The organism is Dactylosporangium sp. NPDC049140 (assembly GCF_040648435.1).
Genome location: NZ_JBEZDS010000029.1, coordinates 127,714 through 144,164, shown reverse-complemented (window position 1 = coordinate 144,164; position 16,451 = coordinate 127,714). Strand labels below are relative to the sequence as shown.

Below are 16,451 nucleotides of genomic sequence, written 5' to 3'. Positions count from 1 at the left end.
GGTCCAGGGCGTCGTGCTCCTGGCCGGCCTGGTAGTGGCCGTAGTCCACGTCGCCGCCGTCGTGCCCGCCGTCGTAGGTGTCGATGTCGCTCATGCTGTATCCCCCTGGGATGTCGTTGTCGCTGTTGAGGAATACGTTACGGAGCTTCGCCGGCCGTCGAATCCCGGAAACGTGCCACCACCGCGGCCCGCACCACGGCCTCCAGGTCGTCGCGGGCCAGCAGCGCCGGGAACGCGTCCACCAGGTCCACGAGCACGTCCAGGACCAGCTCCTCCTCCAGCGCCGCGGCGTCGGCCGGGCCCACCTTGGAGCGGGCGCCGGCCACCCGCGCCGGGTTGACGAGCGTCGCCGCGAGGGGGCCGGCGGCCGCGGGGGACAGGTGCGGGTCCCACGGCCGGGCCTCGCCGAAGCGCGCCTCGTCAAACTCGGGGATCTTCCGCTTGAGGGTCGGCCGGGACGCGAGCGGCCGGCGGGCGTCGGGGCGCAGCACGACCCCCTCGGCGAGGTTGCCGTCCAGCGGCGGCAGGCCGAGCAGCGCCGGTACCCGGGTCGGGAACCGGATCGGCACCGCGTCCACAGTGGACCTGGTGCCCCGGGCGAGCAGCGGCACGACGTCCGCGCCTCCCTCGGCGGCGACCGCGGCGACGTCGGCGTACAGCCACACCGGCCCGTCGTCGGTGAGCACGTCGAACAGTGCGAACCGGATGCCGGGGGCGTACCAGACGCCGGTCTGCACCGGGCTCGCCCCGGGCACCGCCGCGGCGCCGGGGTAGTGCCCGCCGTAGAGCTCGCCGTAGAGGCGAACCGACGCGCCCCCGCGCGCGAGCGCGGCGCGGGCGGTCCGTTCGAGGGTGGCGCGCAGCAGCTGCCAGCCGAAGAAGGGCTCGTCGTCGCGCAGCCACGCCTTGCGCTTGCCGACCCGCAGGGCGGCGCCGTCGTACGCGATGGTCAGCTGCGCGCCGTGGATCTTCTCGGTGGCGATCCAGGGGCCGGCCGGGGACGCGCCGGCCAGCACGGCGGGGATCTTCGGGTACGTCACGTGCTCCACGCGCCAAAGTTTCCCCGATCGGCGGTCAACGCGGCGGCCCCGGCGGGGACTCTGTCTGGTGTGACGTTCGAGGAGTACGTCGCGGCCCGGGGGCAGGCGCTCGTGCGCTTCGCGGCGCTGCTGACCGGCGACGAGCACCGGGCCGAGGACCTGGTGCAGGAGGCGCTGACCAAGGCGTACCTGCGCTGGGCCCACATCCGCCGCGGCGACGACCCGGACGTCTACCTGCGCCGGCTCGTGCTCAACGGCTCGCGCTCGTGGTGGCGCCGCCGGCGCAACCGCGAGCTCGTCGTCACGGTGAACGACGAGGTGGCGGTGCCGGGCGAGCTCGACGCGGAGGCGGTCGAGCGCGACGCGCTGTGGCGGCTCATCCGCGCGCTGCCCCAACAGCAGCGGGCCGTGGTCGTGCTGCGGTACTACGAGGACCTCGACGACGCCACGATCGCGCGGATTCTCGACTGCAGCGCGGTCACGGTGCGCACACATGCGATGCGCGCGCTCGGCCGCCTGCGCGACGACTACGAGGGGAGCGACACCGATGACGGACCTCGAGAGCCGGGTCAGGGCGACGCTGGCCGAGCGGGCCGCGCACACCCGGGCGGCCGCCGGGCTCGGTGAGCGGGCCGCCCGCCGCGCGCGAACCATTCGCCGCCGTCGCTGGGTTGCCGGTACCGCCGCCGCCTGCATTGTCGCAGTGGTCGCGGTCGCCGTCACGGTCCGCACTGCCCAGGCCCCGGGCCGCACGACCCTGCCCGCCGAGACCGCGGCGCCGCCCGGGGGCATCGGCAGCGACCGCGCCCTGCTGCACTTCGACGTCGACCTGGCCAAGCTGCCGGGCGACCTCGCGAGCCGGATCGCGATGACCCAGTGGGTGTCGGGCGAGGGCTACGAGACGTTCACCGGCATGGACGCGGACTCCCGGCCGGTGGTCACCATCAAGCTGGGCAGCGACCCCGACACGGTCAAGGGCTGGGTGTTCGCCAACGCCGGCTCGGCCCGCGCGGTGCAGTGGCGGCTCGGCGGCGTCGACGGCATGTCGGCGCTGGACTGGGACGACCGCGCCCTGCTGCCCGAGGTCGCCCGGGCGGTCCGGCTCGACGCGGTGCAGCGCTGCGTGATGCCGCTGCGCCTCGCTGAACTGCCCGAGGGTGCGCACTGGTCGGAGTGCCAGACCGTGATCCGCCGCGGCCCGGGCCCGGGACCCCGGTGGGTCTACTCGGGCCTGACGGTCGAGCGCGCCGACGGCAAGTTCGTCTACATCTGGGCCGACGGGCGGCCCCGGACGCAGACGAGCTCCTTCGCCGCCGACCGCTCCATCGCCGGCCGCCCCGCCCAGTGGCGCGCCGAGAGCGACCAGTTCGGCACCGGCCTGTGGGTGCCCGACTTCGGCGGCTACGAGCTCTACGTGACCGAGTTCGAGCCGAAGGCGGACTGGTTCACGCCCGTGGAGGCGACCTGGTACACCCTGCGCCTGACCCCGAGCGCGAACCTCGACGACCCGTCGACCTGGCCCCTCCGCGCGGTGGGCTGAACCGACAAGGCTCACACCGCGAAGTCGGGCACCGCGGCCCGCGCGTGCTCGGCGCGGCCCTTCGGCTCCTCCCACTCCTCCTGCCGCCCGAGCGCCGTCAGGTCCAGCAGCGCGTAGGCACCGCCGAAGTCGGTGCCGCGGGCGAACGTCGAGTAGGTGTGGAAGACCGCGTCCCCGTCGGCCAGGAAGCAGCTGAACCCGGGCAGCTCCGGGGAGGGGATCACGGGCAGCGCCCGGTAGTTGTACACCGGCGGCTTCACCGACTCGTCGAAGGACACGTCGAAGTCGAAGTTGAAGTCGTCGCCGTGGGACGAGTACCACGGGATCTGCCAGCCCCGCGCCGAGGCGTAGGCGGCGAGCTTCTCGTACGGCGCCCGCGACACCAGCACGAAGGTGGTGGCACGGGCGGCGAGGTGCTCGGAGAGCGCGGGGGCCATCTCGTCGATGCTCGCCGTGCAGCTCGGGCAGGCCGCGTCCCAGTCCGGGTCGAACATGACGTGCTGCACGATGAGCTGCGGCCGCCCCGCGAACAGGTCGGCGAGCCCGGCCGGGCCGTCCGCGCCGTGGAACCCGTACGGCTTGTCGATGCGGACCATCGGCAGCCGCCGCCGCTCGGCGTTGATGCGGTCCTGCTCCCGCCGGGCCTCCTTCTCGCGCTCGAGCAGCGCCTGCCGCGCGGCGAGCCACTCCTCCCGCGAGACGATCTCGGGCAGCGTCATCGTTCCCCTCCTCCTGCGAAGTGGTGCTCCTACGAAGTACGACGAACGGGACGGGCGAAAATGGACGGTCCGATCAGGCCAGTTTCGGCAGCACGAACTCCTGCAGCACGGCGTTGGGGGTCTTCCACTGCTCGTCGCCGTCGTAGTTGCCGGCCGTCACGGCGACGACCAGGCGCAGGTCCGGCAGGACGTAGAGGCGCTGGCCGCCGTTGCCCATGCCCAGCCAGACGCGGTGGCCGTCGATCTCGTCGACGTACCACTGGAAGCCGTACTCCGGGCCCCACTCGGTGCGCAGCCGCGGCCGCAGCACCTCCCGCAGCCACGGCTCGGGCACGACACCGCCGCCCGCGCCGAGCAGCAGCCCGCCGACGCGGGCGAGGGCGCGCGGGGTCAGGCGCAGGCCCGACGCGGCCGACGGGACGCCGTCGCGGCCGGTGATCCACTCGAAGTGCTCGACGCCGAGCGGTTCGAAGAGCCTCGTGCGCGCGTACTCGGGCAGCGCCGTCCCGGTGCCCTCGGCGATCAGGTGGCCGAGCAGAGCCGTCGCGCCGCCGCAGTAGGACCAGGCGGCGCCGGGCGGCGCGGTGACGGGGCGCCCGAGGATGTAGCGGTACCGGTCGGGCGCGAACTCCATCGCGACCTCGGAGTTGTCCAGGGTCGTGTAGGGCACGTCCTCGCGCCACTCGAGGCCGAGGGACATGGTGAGGGCGTGCTCGACGGTGAGCCGGGCGCGCTCGGGGTCGGCGGCGAGGTCCGGGTACTGCGGGAAGTACCGCAGCAGCGGCTCGGACGGGGCGGGCACCTTGCCCTCGCCCAGCGCGATGCCGTACAGCAGCGCCGTCACGCTCTTGGTGACCGACCGGATGTCGTGCAGCGTCTCGGGCCCGAAGTCGATGTCGCCGAGGGCCTGGGCCCACCGGGTGTCGGGGCCGGACCCGTAGTGCTCCAGCAGCGTCTCGCCGTCGCGGACCGCCACGGCCCCGTGCAGGCCCTCGAGTGCATCGAGCGTCGTCATAGAGCCTTTGTACAGGGCCCCGGTTGTGGCCGGGGCCCTGTACAGCGGGAATTTCAGACGCGGGTCCACTTCTGGTTGGCCCCGCCGGTGCAGTCCCACAGCTGCAGCTGCGAGCCGTTGGCGGTGCCGTGCCCGGCGACGTCGACGCACTTGTTCGCGTTGGCGTTCACCAGGTCGCCGGCGGCGGACAGGGTGAAGCGCTGGGCGGCGGTACCGTTGCAGGTGTACAGCTGGACCGCCGTGCCGTTCGCGGTGCCGGCGGCGGCCGCGTCCATGCACTTGCCCAGCGCCCGGACGGTGCCGTCCGAGCCGATCGTCCACTGCTGGGCGCCGGTGCCGTTGCAGTCCCACACCTGCAGCCGCGCCCCGTCGACCGGGTTCGCCGACGGGATGTCGATGCAGCGGCCGCTCTCGTTGCCGCGCAGCGCGTTGGTGCCGCCCGTCGGCGGGGTGCCCGTGGTGCTCACGTGCACGTAGTCGACGAGCATGCGGTTCACCGACGGGGTGCTGCCGTCCGGGCTGCCGGGGAAGCTCCCGCCGACGGCCAGATTGAGGATGATGAAGAACGGGTGGTCGTACACCCACGGGTTGCCGCGGGTGCTGGCCGGGGTGGCGCGGAAGTACTCCGAGCCGTCGATCGTCCAGACGATCAGGTTCGGCGACCAGTCGACGGCGAACGTGTGGTACGCGTTGCCGAGCGGCTGCCCGATGTTGCGGGTGCCTCCGACCGCGTTGCCGCCGGAGTACCCGGGGCCGTGGATCGTGCCGTAGACCGTGTTCGGGTCCCGGCCGACGTTCTCCATGATGTCGATCTCGCCGTCGCCCGGCCAGTTGCTGCCGCCGAGCATCCAGAACGCGGGCCACAGCCCGTTGCCCTTCGGCACCTGGATCCGGGCCTCGATGCGACCGTACTGCTGGGTGAACTTCCCCGCGGTCTGGATGCGCCCGGATGTCCACTGGCACGTGCCGTACCAGCAGCTGTGCCCGCCGCTCTCGCGCCGGGCCTCGATCACCAGGTGCCCCTGGCCGTCCTGGTACACGTTGCTGGTGCCGCTGTTGTAGTACTCCAGCTCGGAGTTGCCGAAGCCGCCGCCGCCGGTGTCGAAGTTCCACTTCGACCCGTCGACGCCCTGCCCGGACGCCCCGCTGAAGTCCTCGTTCCACACGACCGCGGCCTGCGCGGCGCCGGGTGACGCCACCACGATCAGGCCGGTCGCGGCGATCGTCGCCATCAGCGCGGCGGAGGCCAACGACCTGAGTCTGCGCATCTGCTTACCTCCCCAGGCGGATTTGTGAGGTTACTTAACAGATCCATCGGAGGCTATTCGCAGCGCGGGCCGCCGTCAATATGCGACTTAGTTCAAGGCCTGCATTGACACGCTCGTCCACGCAAGCCGGTTGGTCACTGCTCGGGTTCTGACGGTGCCGTGCGGGGCATGAGGGCGACGATCGGGAGGCTCAGGGCGGTGACGGCCAGGACGACGATGAGGCTGACCTTCATCGCATGGGCCAGTCCGGAGGCGGCGGCGTGGAAGAAGATCGAGGTGACCACGGCCGAGCCGATCGCCGAGGCGAGCTGCTGGATGGAGCTGAGCGAGCCGCTGGCGCTGCCGGCTTCGTCGGGTTGCGCGTCGCCGAGGGCAACGGCGGGGATCGTGGCGAAGCAGAGTCCGATGCCGATGCCGATGACGAACAACGCCGGGGCCAGCGTCCAGAGGCCGACGTTCGTCCCGGAGTGGTCGACGAGGGTCAGGACCCAGCCGCAACCGGCGAGGACGACGGCGAGGCCGATGACGACGAGCCGGCGACCGAGCCTGGCGACCAGGCCCCCCATGGCGGCGAACCCGGCGGCGAGAGTCCCCAGGGTGAGCGGTACCAGGCCGAGGGAGGCGTCCCGCGCGCCGGCGTGCAGCCCCTCCTGCAGGAACAGCGACAGCACGAAGATCAGGCCGGTGCCGGCGGCGAAGATGACCAGGCCCACGAGCATTGCGGAGGTGAAACCCCGGTTCTGCAGGAGCGAGGGCTTGATGAGCGGATGGGTCGCGGTGCGCTGGCGGTGGGCGAAGGCGGCGAAGAACGCGACACCGACGGCGACCGAGACGACGGGGACCGTGCTCCAGCCGTGGGTCGAGCCCTCGATCAGGCCGTACAGCAGCCCGGCCATGGCCGCGGCGAGCAGGCCGGAGCCCCAGCCGTCGACGACGGTGGACCGGTCGCCGTCCTCGTCCCGCGGCAGGATTCTGGCCGCCGTGACCAGCCCGATCGTGCCGAGGACGATGTTGGCGAGGAAGATCGGGCGCCAGGACAGGCCGAACAGGTCGGCGCTGATGATGCAGCCGGCCAGGACCGGCCCGCCGACGCTGGACAGGCCGAGGACCGGGCCGAACAGCCCGAACGCCTTGGCCAGCATGTCGCGGCTGAACGCCTTCGTCATGATCGCCATGCCCTGCGGGATGAGCAGCGCCCCGAACGCCCCCTGCGCCACCCGGGCCGCGACGAGTACCGCCGGGTCAGGCGCGAACCCGGCAACGGCCGAGGCCAGGGTGAACCCGCCCATGCCGATCAGCAACAGCCGGCGTTGCCCGAACTTGTCGCCCAGCCGCCCGCCGAGCAGGAGCAGGACACCCATGGCGAGCATGTAGGCCGGCCCCAGCCACTTGATCAGGCTCTCACCGCCGTTGAGCTCGCCGGCGATGGTAGGTGCGGCAATGTTCGTGACCGTCGCATCGATCACATCCAGAGCATCGGCCAGCAGCACCAGCGCCAGAATCGCCCACATCCGGCGGCTGGAGCGGCGTGCGGTGACCGTGCCCGGCTTGGTCAAGGTAGTCATCAGGAACGTCCATCTCTCCTACGCTCGGGCGCCCTCCTGGGCGCCTCGTCACTACTGCGAACCGCGCCCGAGGCGGTTGTACAGCAAGGACGGTGCCCTGCCGGCGGTCGGCGACGGTAGTGCGTCACGCATCGGGTCCAGTGCGTGACGCAGCCGAAAGACGTGCAATCTGCACCGGCGGCCATGGCCCCCGGCGCCCCTAGACTCGGACGGCGTGACAGTCGTGAGCGCGTCCGGCCTGCAGCGCGACGTCACCCGGACCCGCGCGGTTTCGCTGGGCTTCCTGGGCAGCCTTCTGCTTGCCCGGTGCGCCGACGCGGCGGCACACCACTCCTTCGGGTACCTGCCGTTCGTGGCTGCCCTGTTCGTGCTGCCGGTCTGGTACGTCAGCGCGGTCGCCGCCGGCGTGTGGACCCGGTGGCGTTGGTGGCTGCTCGCGGGCCAGGCAGTGCTGACCTACCTGCCGTTCGTCCTGTTCGGCAACGGCTGGGTGGCCGGCATGTCCGGTCTGCTCGGTGGCCTGGTCCTGCTGCTGGTTCCGGCGCCGCGGTCCTGGCTGCTGCTGGGCGCGTTGCTGGCCCTGGAAGCGACGCTGTGGGTGGGGGTCGTCGGGGTTCCGTACCAGCCGGCGCTCAATGCCGGAGTCTGGGTCGTGGTCGGGTTCGCCGACGTTGCCCTGGGCCTGTTCGGCCTTTCCCGCCTCGCACAGGTGGTGCATGACCTGCGCGCCGCGCAGGAGCAGCTGGCGGAGGCCGCGGTCGACCGGGAACGCCTGGGCACGCAGGAGCAGCTGCGGCGCCTGATCGGGGACCGGGTCCAGCGGGTGGCGCAGCACGCCCGGGCCGCGCTCCGGTGGCTCTCGACGACGCCGGAAGACGCCCGGGGCGAGATCGTGGCGGCCGGTGTCATCGCCCGGCAGGCCGCGGCCCAGAGCCGGCGTCTCTACGCCGCCGACCCGGTCCCCAGCGGTGCCCGGTACGAGCCGTCGCGCACGACAACGGCCCCGCGGACCGCAGGGGCTGTGCTCCTGACCGTCGTGACACTGTTCGCCGTCCAGAACCTGCTCAACCTCACCGTGCCGGCGTTCCCGCCGGTGGCTCCCCGCCAGCACCTCGCCACCGCCCTGCCCGTGGCCGTGGTCGTCTCGCTGGGCATCCTGGCGTTGCAGTGGTACCACTCCGGCGCCGGGAGCCGCCGCGGCCAACCTCGGCATTGGCCGTACACCCTGGCGTTGCAGGCCGTCCTGACCTACATCCAGTTTCCCCTCATGGGCTCCGCGGGACAGATTTTCGTCGCCTTCCTCGCCGGGTCCGGGCTGCTGTTGCTGCCGGGAGCCTGGCGGTGGGTGTGGTTCGGCACGACCGTCGTCAGCGTGCCGGCCCTTCTGCTCCTCCCGGCGTTCGGCGAAGGCCCGTCGATCCGCACGGAAGCCATCCGGGCCGTCTATCTCGCCACGATCAGCGCCAGCTTCGGCCTGATGGCCTACGGCCTGTCGCGGCTGGCCGGTCTGGCGGTTCGACTCGCCGACCGCCGCGAAGACCTCGCCGCGACCGCCGCCGTCCGCGAGCGGCTGCGGCTGGCACGTGACGCTCACGACCTGCTCGGGCTCGGGCTGTCGACCCTGGCGCTGAAGTCGGACCTGATCGCGGCGTTGATCGGACCTGACGACGCCCGGGCGGCGCGCGAACTCGGCGAACTGCTCCACGTCTGCGCCACCGTACGGTCCGACACCGCCGGGATCGCCGGTGAACGCCCGCGGCTGTCCCTCGGCACCGAGCTGGCACTCGCGACCGACGTGCTCGCGTCGTCGGCGATCCATGTACACGTCACCGGTGCCGACCGGGCCGTGCCGCCGGTCGTGGACAACGTCCTCGCCATCGTCCTGCGGGAGGCAGTCACAAACGTCCTCCGGCACAGCCAGGCGCGGCAGTGCGCGATCACCGTCGAGGCCCAGGACGGCCGGGTTCGCCTCCGGGTCAGCAACGACGGGGCCGGCTCGACACCCCTGGCGGCGGTCGCGACGGGCCACGGCCTGGACAACCTGCGGACCCGCGTCACGGGATGCGGCGGCGCCCTCACCGCCCGGCGCGCCGCCGGCACCTTCGTCATGATTGTCGAACTGCCCGCCGCGCAGGGGTAAGGTCGCCTCGCCGCGGCCGGGCCGGCCGCCGGCGCGCGGGGCAGAACCAGGGAGAACACTGTGGTGCGTGTGCTGATCGCCGAGGACACCGGCATCCTGCGCGAAACCCTGTCCGCGCTGCTGCGGCTGCAGGATGATCTCGACGTGGTGGCGGAGGTGTCGTCGGGCGACCGCATCGTCCCGGCCGCGCTGGAACACCACCCGGACGTGGCCGTGGTCGACATCGACCTTCCCCGGATGGACGGCATCGCCGCCACGGCCGAACTGGGCCACCGGGTTCCCGCCTGCGCGGTCCTGATCCTGACCGGCCTCGCCCGCCCCGGCAACCTGCGCGCCGCACTCGACGCGGGAGCCAAGGGGTTCCTCCTGAAGGACACTCCGGCCGCTGACCTGATCGCGGCGATCCGACGGGTCGCCGCCGGCGAGCCGGTCATCGATCCCGCGTCCGCCGCGGCCGCACTGCAGCAACGGCCGACCCCGCTGACACCTCGGGAGACCGCAGTCCTGCAGCGGTACGCGGCCGGGGCCGAGCCCAGGGAGATCGCGGCGGAACTGTTCCTGTCCTACGGCACCGTCCGGAACTACCTCGCCTCCGCCATGGTCAAACTCGCCGCCCGGAACCGCGTCGACGCGATCCGGATCGCCACCGACGCGGGATGGCTCTAGCGCCGGGGCCGCCCAGGTTCTACAGCGCGCAGGGCTGGGGCACCACCGCCAGCATGGGCGCCCTCTGGAGCCTGTGGACCCTGGCGGTCAGCATCAGCATCCTGCGCAGCGCCCGCCGCGCAACGCCGGAGGCGGCGGCACGGTTGATCGGGTCCCGTGCACCGCAGCCTCGGGGTCGTGGCCACGCTCGGCCTGGGGCGCGGCATCTTCCAGTTCCACCGGCTCGTCATCAAGGGGTTCCCGGCCTGGCTCATGCACCGCGGCTACCACGTGCTCGCGGTGCCGACGTGGGAGCGGAAGGCACGGGTGCTCGCGGTGTGGGCGATCGCGGTGCCGTTCGGGCGGGACATGGTGTCGCTGACGTCGGTGCAGCACCCACGCGAGGCGTTCGTCGCGGGCGCCGACGCCGACCTGATCACCCCGCTCCTGTTGCCCCGACTCGATCGCGGTACTGATCCGTCGCGCTGGCGAGCCGGGCGGCCAGCGTCCTGATGTGCTCGACAAGCTCCGGGGGTTCGTGCACCTGGAAGTCGAACCCTTTGGTCGTCACGTAGATTGCCAACTCGTCGAGCGAGTTGGACCCGGCCCGCAGGGTGCAGCTGTGCTCGTCGATCGGCTCCAGCGCCGCGGTGGTGGGGGCGATCCGCTCCGCTGCGGTCTCGGCGCTGACGTGCAGGGTGAACCGGGCCTGGTAGCGGTAGGCCGACGTGGAGATCGCCCGCGAGGTGTAGCCGCTGATATCGGGGTCTGGCGGGGTGCGCGGGATGAACCGGGGGCCGGTGGGCGTCCGCGGATCGAGGCGGTCCACGCGATAGGTGCGCCAGTCCTGGCGGTCGACGTCCCAGCCGATGAGGTACCAGCGCCGGCCCGCGTGCACCAGGCGGTGCGGCTCGGTCGTGCGGATGCTGCTGACTCCGTCGTGGGTGCGGTAGTCGAAGCGCAGTCGCAGCGAGTCGCGGCAGGCGGCTGCGATGGCGGTGAGGGTGCTCGGGTCGACGGTGGGGCCGGTGTTGGCCATCGGCACCGTCACCGACTGCAGGGCGTTGATCCGGTGGCGCAGCCGGGACGGCAGAACCTGTTCGATCTTGGCCAGGGCTCGCACTGAGGTCTCCTCGATGCCGGTGATCGAACCGCCGGCGGCCGTGCGCAGGCCCATCGCGACTGCGACGGCTTCGTCGTCGTCGAGCAGCAGCGGCGGCAGGTCCGCGCCGGCACCCAGCCGGTAGCCGGCGGTGCCCGCGGTCGCCAGCACGGGGTAGCCGAGGCCGCGCAGCCGGTCGATATCGCGGCGCACGGTGCGGGGAGTGATCTCCAGTCGCTCGGCCAGTTCGGTGCCGGACCAGTCGCGTCGGGTCTGCAGGAGTGAGAGCAGTCGCAGCAGCCGTGCCGAGGTTTCCCGCATGGGTTGAAGTCTGCCATGGACCTAGGACCGGACCTGACCTAACCGGCTCCTAGAGTTGTCGGCATGGAGAACAGCAGCGAAATCCAGCCCTTCACCATCGACATTTCCCAGGCTGACCTGGACGACCTGCGGGACCGGCTTGCCAGGACCCGGTGGGCCGGGGACCTGCCCGATGTCGGCTGGAGCCGCGGGGTGCCGGTCAGCTACCTCAGGGGGCTGGCCGAGTACTGGCGCGATGGCTACGACTGGCGTGTGTACGAGCGGGAGCTGAACAAGTACCCGCAGTTCACCACCGTGATCGACGGGCAGAATATCCACTTCCTGCACGTGCGCTCGCCCGAGCCGGACGCGCTGCCGCTGATCCTGACCCACGGCTGGCCCGGCTCGATCGTGGAGTTCCTGAACGTCATCGGCCCGCTGACCGACCCCAGGGCACATGGCGGCGACCCGGTCGACGCGTTCCACCTGGTGATCCCATCGATCCCCGGCAGCGGGTTCTCCGGGCCGACCGGCGCGGCCGGCTGGGACACCAACCGGGTGACCAGGGCGTTCGCTGAGCTGATGAACCGGCTCGGCTACGACCGCTACGGCGCGCAGGGCGGCGACACAGGCGCTGTCATCTCCCCGGGGCTCGGCCGGCTCAACCCTGACAAGGTCGTCGGCGTGCACGCGAACGGGCTCTCCGCGTTCACCGAGGTCAACCCGGACGAGGTGGGGGAGTTGACCGAGGCCGAGCGGGCGCGGCTGGAGCACCTGCACTACCTGAAGACCGAGCAGTCCGGCTACATGATGATCCAGATCACCCGGCCGCAGACCCTGGCGCACGGGCTGCACGACTCCCCGGTCGGGCAGTTGGCCTGGATCGTGGAGAAGTTCAAGGAGTGGACCGATCCGGCCGCCGAACTGCCCGAGGACGCGGTGGACCGTGATCTGTTGCTCACCAACGTGATGCTGTATTGGCTGACCGGCACCGCCGGGTCCTCGGCCAACAGCTACTACGAGACCGCGCATGCCGGAGCCTGGGGCGCGAGCGAGCGATCCACGGTGCCGACCGGGGTCGCGGTGTTCCCCATGGATGTGTCGATCCGGCGCACTGTCGAGCTCGAACACACTGTTGTGCACTGGTCCGAATTCGGCCGCGGCGGCCACTTCGCCGCCATGGAGGCCCCTGACCTGCTCGTCGGTGACGTCCGGGAGTTCTTCAGCAAGCTGCGCTGAACCACCGCGGCGCCGTAGCGGTGTTCGGTGCTCAGGCTCAGCGAATCACCGGGATCGCATGGCCAGCGGCTCCTGGGCACCGATCGGGCGATCCAAGTCCGGGCCGGGTGGCCGCAGCTGCCGGCGGAAGTGGTAAGCGAAACAGGGGCAGCAGGCGGGGCGCGTCCAGGTAGGTGACGATGCCGGCGATGGCGTCGTCGGCCACGTCCAGGATCACCAGCGCGAACGGGGCATGGGTGCCGTCCGGGCCGGGGCGGGTCTGCCAGAACGCGGGGGAGCCGTTCGCGCGCGCCGGCACCAGGCGCGCGCCCGCGCACGCGGCCTCCGGGTCGAGCAGGGCGCGGCGGATGTCGGCGCGGCCGCGCAGCCACCACGCGAACGGGGGCATCGACATGGTCGCGTCCTCGTGCAGGAGCCCGACGAGCGTGTCGATGTCGTGGCGCTCGAAGGCGGCGCAGTAGCGGTCCAGCAGGTCGCGCTGCGCGGCATCCACGGGCCGGCCGGGCTTCGTCGCGGGGAGGGCGGCCCGGGCGCGCTGCAGGGCGCTGTTCACCGCCGCGGTGCTCGACTCCAGCAGCGCGGCGACCTCCTCGGCGCTCCAGCACAGCACGTCGCGCAGGATGAGCACGGCGCGCTGGCGGGGCGGCAGGTGCTGCAGCGCGGCGACGAACGCGAGGCGGATCGTCTCCCGTCGCACGGCCGAGTCCTCGGGCAGGGCGCGGGCGTCCGGGATCGGGTGGATCCAGCGGTCGTCGGGCAGCGGCTCGCCCAGCGCGTCGCCGGACCGCGCGGGCGCCGTGAGGTCCATCGCCAGGGCCCGGCGCTGGGCGCTGCGGAGCATGTCGACGCAGACGTTGGTGGCGATGCGGTACAGCCAGGTGCGCACCGACCCGGTCCGCTCGTTGTAGCGGTCCGCGGCGCGCCAGGCCCGCACGAGGGTCTCCTGCACCGCGTCCTCGGCCTCGAAGCCCGAGCCGAGCATGCGGTAGCAGTACCCGGTGAGCTCCACCCGGAATTCGTCGAACGCCATCCGATGAGTCTGCCTCGCCCGGCCCGTATCTCCATCGGGACATTCCGACGAAGAGGAGTTGCAGGTGACCGACGACGATGTGCGGGCGGCTCTGGCCAAGGAGCGCATGGACCTCGTGGAGGTGCTGGCCGGGCTGACGCTGGAGCAGTGGGACGCGCCGACGCTGTGCGCGGGCTGGCGGGTACGGGAGGTGGTCGCCCACACGACCCAGCCGTTCCGCACGTCCGCGGCCCGGACGCTGCTGGAGCTGGCCCGAGACCGCGGGAACTTCAACCGGATGGCCGACCGTACGGCCCGGCGCGACGCGGCCCGGATGAGCGCCGGGCAGCTACTGGCCGCGGTGCGCGACAACGCCGGCCACCCGTGGACCCCGCCCGGCGGCGGCCCGGTCGGCGCGCTGTCGCACGAGGTCATCCACGGCCTGGACATCACCGCCGGGCTCGGGCTGGACCGGCGGGTGCCGCTCGATCGGATCGCGGCGGTGCTCGGCGGGATGAAGCCGCGCAACATCGCGTTCTTCGGCGTGGACCTGCAGGGGGTACGGCTGGAGGCCAACGACCTCGAGTGGCACCACGGCACCGGCGAGCCCGTGCGGGGCGCGGCGCAGGACCTGCTGCTGGTGATCTGCGCGCGGCGGCTCCCGGCCGGGCGGCTCGAGGGCGCGGCCGCCGGGCGGTTCAGCGGGTAGGTTCGTATTGCGCTCGACCGCTGGACGCCCACATCCCCGCTCAGGCCGCGGCGCCCTCGGCGACGACGGTCTCGGGGCGCTCCAGCGTGGTCGGGGCGACGCCGATCGCCCGGTGCAGGGCGGTCGTGGCCAGCGGCAGCCGGCTCGCCCCGCCGACCAGGAACACCGCCGCGACAGTGCTCGCGGCGGGCCCGGCCGACCACAGCGCCGACTTGGTCGCGGCCACCGTGCGCTCGACGATCGGGGCGGCCGCGACGTCGAGCTGCTCGCGGGTGAGCGGCAGCTCGTCGTCGAAGAGCGGGACGTACAGCAGTGTGGAGGAGGCGCGCGAGAGCATCTCCTTCGCGTTGCGCACGTCGTCGAGCAGCGTCCAGCGGGCGCGGCGGTCGGCGGCGGTCGCCGGGCGCTCGAGGCGCTGCCAGGTCGCGGCGTCGCGGGCGGCGTACACGCGGGCGACCTCGTGCAGCAGCGCCGCGTCGATGTCGCGGCCGCCGGTGTCGCCGAGGCCCTCGGTCGCGACGACGTCGAAGCGCCCGTCGCGGTGGACGAGCACGGTCGCGTCGAAGGTGCCGGCGCCGAAGTCGTACACCGCGATCGCGCCGCCGGGCGCCACCGCCGTGCCGTGCAGCCGGGTCAGGAACCGGGCCGCGGCGACGGGCTCGGGCAGCAGGTCGGCGGCCGTGACCCCGGCGCGTTCGGCGGCGGCCAGCAGCGTCTCGCGCCGGGCCGGGCCCCACGCCGCCGGGTGCGTGACGGTCACCGCGGGGATCGCGCCGTCGAGCGTGCGGCGCGCCTCGGCGAGCACGCGGGCCAGGACGGCGCCGATCACGGCGGGCACGGCGTGCTCGTCGCCGCCGAGCAGCAGGTTGCCGTCGTCGATGCAGCGCTTCGGCGCCGGTTCGAGCCGCTCCGGGGCGGTGCGGGCGAGGTGCAGCGCGTCCCGCCCGACGGCGAGGCGGCCGTCGTCGGCGGCGAAGACGGCGGAGGGCAGCACCGGGGAGCCGTCGAACAGCAGCGGGAGGCGCCGGCCGTCGGCGGTGCGCAGGACGGCGACGGTGTTCGAGGTGCCGAAGTCGATGCCGAGATGCGCGCCGCGGCCGGCGGGCGTCTCGGGCTCGGGGAACCGCACGGCCGCGGGTGACACCGGTGCGGCCACCGGTGGGGTGGAGATAGGCGTCGCCGACCCGGAGTAAGGCGCGGGTGAGACCGGCGTCGCGACGACTGGCGCGGCGAAGGTCGGCGCGGCCGGGGGGAACGAGGGCTGCGGCGGGAACGGCCTCGCGGGACTCGCGCGCCGGGCCTTGGCGCGGCGCCGCAGCACCAGGATCGGTACCAGGATCAGGAGCAGGACGAGCAGGATCAGGATGAGCGTGATCAAGGCCATCGCAGAGCCCGCTTCCGCGCCGTAGTTGGGATCAGGCGGCGATACGGTACCACCAGGATTCCAGCTCGTCGTCGAGCGTCTCGAGCTCGTCGTCCGTGGGGCGGAAACCGTCCGGCAGCTCGTACGACCAGGCCCCCGTGCGCCGGACCACCTCGCGCAGGCGCGTGACCGCCGGGATCGCCTCCAGGTCCTCCGGGCCGAACGGGGTTCCGCCTACGAGCGCCTGGTGGCCGAGGCCCCACCAGAAGGCGATCAGCTCCACGTCGCCTTCGCGCTCGGCGGCCTCGGCCACGTCGGCCACGACGTCGATGAGCGGCACCCGGCGCGGCGGCGTCGCGTCGGCCCCGCGCAGGCGGCCCTCGCGGACCAGGCGCTGCCACCGGCGGGTGCCGGCCTCGCAGTACAGCCACGGCCCGCGGGTGTAGCCGTCCTGCAGCTCGTCGTCGGTCTCGTCGCCGAGCGGCGGGACGCCGGCGTGCCGGGGCAGGTCGGCCAGCGGGAAGCGGTACGTGTGCCCGCACCGCAGCAGGATGTCCTCGACCCGGCCCATGGTGTGCGAGCAGTCGCGGCCGCGCTGGAACCCGTAGAGGGCCGTGCAGTGGTCGCGCAGCCGCGGATGCCCGCTCCGGTCCAGGATCAGGATCGAGTCGCACACCAGGTCTTCGATGTCATGCTCCGACATCGCGCCAGGGTACCGTCCACCGGCTTGTGTGAATGTGTTCGATTGAAACGTACTTGTCGGCGTCTCTTGACGGTTGCTGAGCATATTTGTTCAG

General features: G+C 72.7%; 16 protein-coding genes. 7 read left to right on the top strand and 9 right to left on the bottom strand.

What is annotated here, in order from left to right:
• Positions 1 to 137: 137 nt before the first annotated feature.
• The gene (locus AB0B76_RS36345; RefSeq protein ID WP_360384111.1) at positions 138 to 1,049 is read right to left on the bottom strand and encodes an RNA ligase family protein; all 912 of its coding nucleotides are present in this window, start codon (positions 1,047 to 1,049) and stop codon (positions 138 to 140) included.
• Between the two features lie 60 nt (positions 1,050 to 1,109).
• Here AB0B76_RS36345 and AB0B76_RS36340 point away from each other — a divergent pair, with 60 nt between their 5' ends.
• Entirely contained in the window at positions 1,110 to 1,667 is a 558-nt protein-coding gene (locus tag AB0B76_RS36340; protein ID WP_360384108.1) for a SigE family RNA polymerase sigma factor, read from the top strand.
• The gene (locus AB0B76_RS36335) at positions 1,588 to 2,580 is read left to right on the top strand and encodes a hypothetical protein (RefSeq protein WP_360384105.1); all 993 of its coding nucleotides are present in this window, start codon (positions 1,588 to 1,590) and stop codon (positions 2,578 to 2,580) included. Before AB0B76_RS36340 ends, AB0B76_RS36335 begins: the two co-directional genes overlap by 80 nt.
• An 11-nt stretch (positions 2,581 to 2,591) precedes the next feature.
• Here AB0B76_RS36335 and AB0B76_RS36330 read toward each other — a convergent pair whose 3' ends face one another.
• The 4 genes from AB0B76_RS36330 to AB0B76_RS36315 all read right to left on the bottom strand — a co-directional run bounded on the left by AB0B76_RS36330 (position 2,592) and on the right by AB0B76_RS36315 (position 7,147).
• A complete protein-coding gene (locus tag AB0B76_RS36330) occupies positions 2,592 to 3,299 on the bottom strand; it encodes a DUF899 domain-containing protein (protein WP_360384102.1) in 708 nt (235 codons plus the stop codon).
• A gap of 73 nt (positions 3,300 to 3,372) precedes the next feature.
• Positions 3,373 to 4,314: a serine hydrolase domain-containing protein gene (locus AB0B76_RS36325; RefSeq protein WP_360384099.1), complete on the bottom strand. Its 942-nt coding sequence runs from the start codon at positions 4,312 to 4,314 to the stop codon at positions 3,373 to 3,375.
• A gap of 53 nt (positions 4,315 to 4,367) precedes the next feature.
• A complete protein-coding gene (locus tag AB0B76_RS36320; RefSeq protein WP_360384097.1) occupies positions 4,368 to 5,582 on the bottom strand; it encodes a family 16 glycosylhydrolase in 1,215 nt (404 codons plus the stop codon).
• A 134-nt stretch (positions 5,583 to 5,716) separates the two neighbouring features.
• Complete coding sequence (locus tag AB0B76_RS36315) at positions 5,717 to 7,147, bottom strand: MFS transporter (protein WP_360384094.1); 1,431 nt, start codon at positions 7,145 to 7,147, stop codon at positions 5,717 to 5,719.
• Between the two features lie 214 nt (positions 7,148 to 7,361).
• Between AB0B76_RS36315 and AB0B76_RS36310 the strand changes: the two genes are divergently transcribed.
• The 3 genes from AB0B76_RS36310 (at position 7,362) to AB0B76_RS36300 (ending at position 10,445) form a co-directional block, all read left to right on the top strand.
• Positions 7,362 to 9,287: an ATP-binding protein gene (locus AB0B76_RS36310; protein WP_360384091.1), complete on the top strand. Its 1,926-nt coding sequence runs from the start codon at positions 7,362 to 7,364 to the stop codon at positions 9,285 to 9,287.
• A gap of 60 nt (positions 9,288 to 9,347) precedes the next feature.
• Positions 9,348 to 9,953 carry a response regulator transcription factor gene (locus tag AB0B76_RS36305; RefSeq protein ID WP_360384089.1) on the top strand — a complete coding sequence of 202 codons (606 nt, stop codon included), beginning with the start codon at positions 9,348 to 9,350 and terminating at the stop codon, positions 9,951 to 9,953.
• A gap of 156 nt (positions 9,954 to 10,109) precedes the next feature.
• Positions 10,110 to 10,445 (top strand): hypothetical protein, encoded by a 336-nt coding sequence (locus tag AB0B76_RS36300; protein WP_360384086.1) that lies wholly within the window; start codon positions 10,110 to 10,112, stop codon positions 10,443 to 10,445.
• Here the strand turns inward: AB0B76_RS36300 and AB0B76_RS36295 are convergent.
• A complete protein-coding gene (locus AB0B76_RS36295) occupies positions 10,369 to 11,355 on the bottom strand; it encodes a WYL domain-containing protein (protein ID WP_360384083.1) in 987 nt (328 codons plus the stop codon). The genes AB0B76_RS36300 and AB0B76_RS36295 overlap by 77 nt on opposite strands.
• Positions 11,356 to 11,418: 63 nt before the next feature.
• Between AB0B76_RS36295 and AB0B76_RS36290 the strand changes: the two genes are divergently transcribed.
• Positions 11,419 to 12,573, top strand: coding sequence for an epoxide hydrolase family protein (locus AB0B76_RS36290; RefSeq protein WP_360384080.1), 1,155 nt, complete (start codon positions 11,419 to 11,421; stop codon positions 12,571 to 12,573).
• Between the two features lie 37 nt (positions 12,574 to 12,610).
• On the opposite strand, the gene AB0B76_RS36285 is transcribed toward AB0B76_RS36290, so the two are convergent.
• Complete coding sequence (locus AB0B76_RS36285) at positions 12,611 to 13,711, bottom strand: RNA polymerase subunit sigma-70 (RefSeq protein WP_360384077.1); 1,101 nt, start codon at positions 13,709 to 13,711, stop codon at positions 12,611 to 12,613.
• Between AB0B76_RS36285 and AB0B76_RS36280 the strand changes: the two genes are divergently transcribed.
• A complete protein-coding gene (locus AB0B76_RS36280) occupies positions 13,668 to 14,291 on the top strand; it encodes a maleylpyruvate isomerase family mycothiol-dependent enzyme (protein WP_360384074.1) in 624 nt (207 codons plus the stop codon). The genes AB0B76_RS36285 and AB0B76_RS36280 overlap by 44 nt on opposite strands.
• A gap of 40 nt (positions 14,292 to 14,331) precedes the next feature.
• On the opposite strand, the gene AB0B76_RS36275 is transcribed toward AB0B76_RS36280, so the two are convergent.
• Together AB0B76_RS36275 and AB0B76_RS36270 are read right to left on the bottom strand one after the other, a co-directional pair.
• Positions 14,332 to 15,675, bottom strand: coding sequence for an Hsp70 family protein (locus AB0B76_RS36275; RefSeq protein ID WP_360384072.1), 1,344 nt, complete (start codon positions 15,673 to 15,675; stop codon positions 14,332 to 14,334).
• A 31-nt stretch (positions 15,676 to 15,706) separates the two neighbouring features.
• On the bottom strand, positions 15,707 to 16,357 hold the full coding sequence (locus AB0B76_RS36270; protein ID WP_360384069.1) for a hypothetical protein: 651 nt from the start codon (positions 16,355 to 16,357) through the stop codon (positions 15,707 to 15,709).
• Positions 16,358 to 16,451 lie beyond the last annotated feature (94 nt).

Excerpts from the sequence above, each read along its gene's own strand:
- AB0B76_RS36275 (WP_360384072.1), bottom strand. The coding sequence starts at position 15,675 with ATGGCCTTGATCACGCTCATCCTGATCCTGCTCGTCCTGCTCCTGATC.
- AB0B76_RS36320 (WP_360384097.1), bottom strand. The coding sequence starts at position 5,582 with ATGCGCAGACTCAGGTCGTTGGCCTCCGCCGCGCTGATGGCGACGATC.
- AB0B76_RS36270 (WP_360384069.1), bottom strand. The coding sequence starts at position 16,357 with ATGTCGGAGCATGACATCGAAGACCTGGTGTGCGACTCGATCCTGATC.
- AB0B76_RS36335 (WP_360384105.1), top strand. The coding sequence starts at position 1,588 with ATGACGGACCTCGAGAGCCGGGTCAGGGCGACGCTGGCCGAGCGGGCC.
- AB0B76_RS36325 (WP_360384099.1), bottom strand. The coding sequence starts at position 4,314 with ATGACGACGCTCGATGCACTCGAGGGCCTGCACGGGGCCGTGGCGGTC.
- AB0B76_RS36285 (WP_360384077.1), bottom strand. The coding sequence starts at position 13,711 with ATGCGCTCCTTGGCCAGAGCCGCCCGCACATCGTCGTCGGTCACCTGC.
- AB0B76_RS36290 (WP_360384080.1), top strand. The coding sequence starts at position 11,419 with ATGGAGAACAGCAGCGAAATCCAGCCCTTCACCATCGACATTTCCCAG.
- AB0B76_RS36295 (WP_360384083.1), bottom strand. The coding sequence starts at position 11,355 with ATGCGGGAAACCTCGGCACGGCTGCTGCGACTGCTCTCACTCCTGCAG.
- AB0B76_RS36315 (WP_360384094.1), bottom strand. The coding sequence starts at position 7,147 with ATGACTACCTTGACCAAGCCGGGCACGGTCACCGCACGCCGCTCCAGC.
- AB0B76_RS36330 (WP_360384102.1), bottom strand. The coding sequence starts at position 3,299 with ATGACGCTGCCCGAGATCGTCTCGCGGGAGGAGTGGCTCGCCGCGCGG.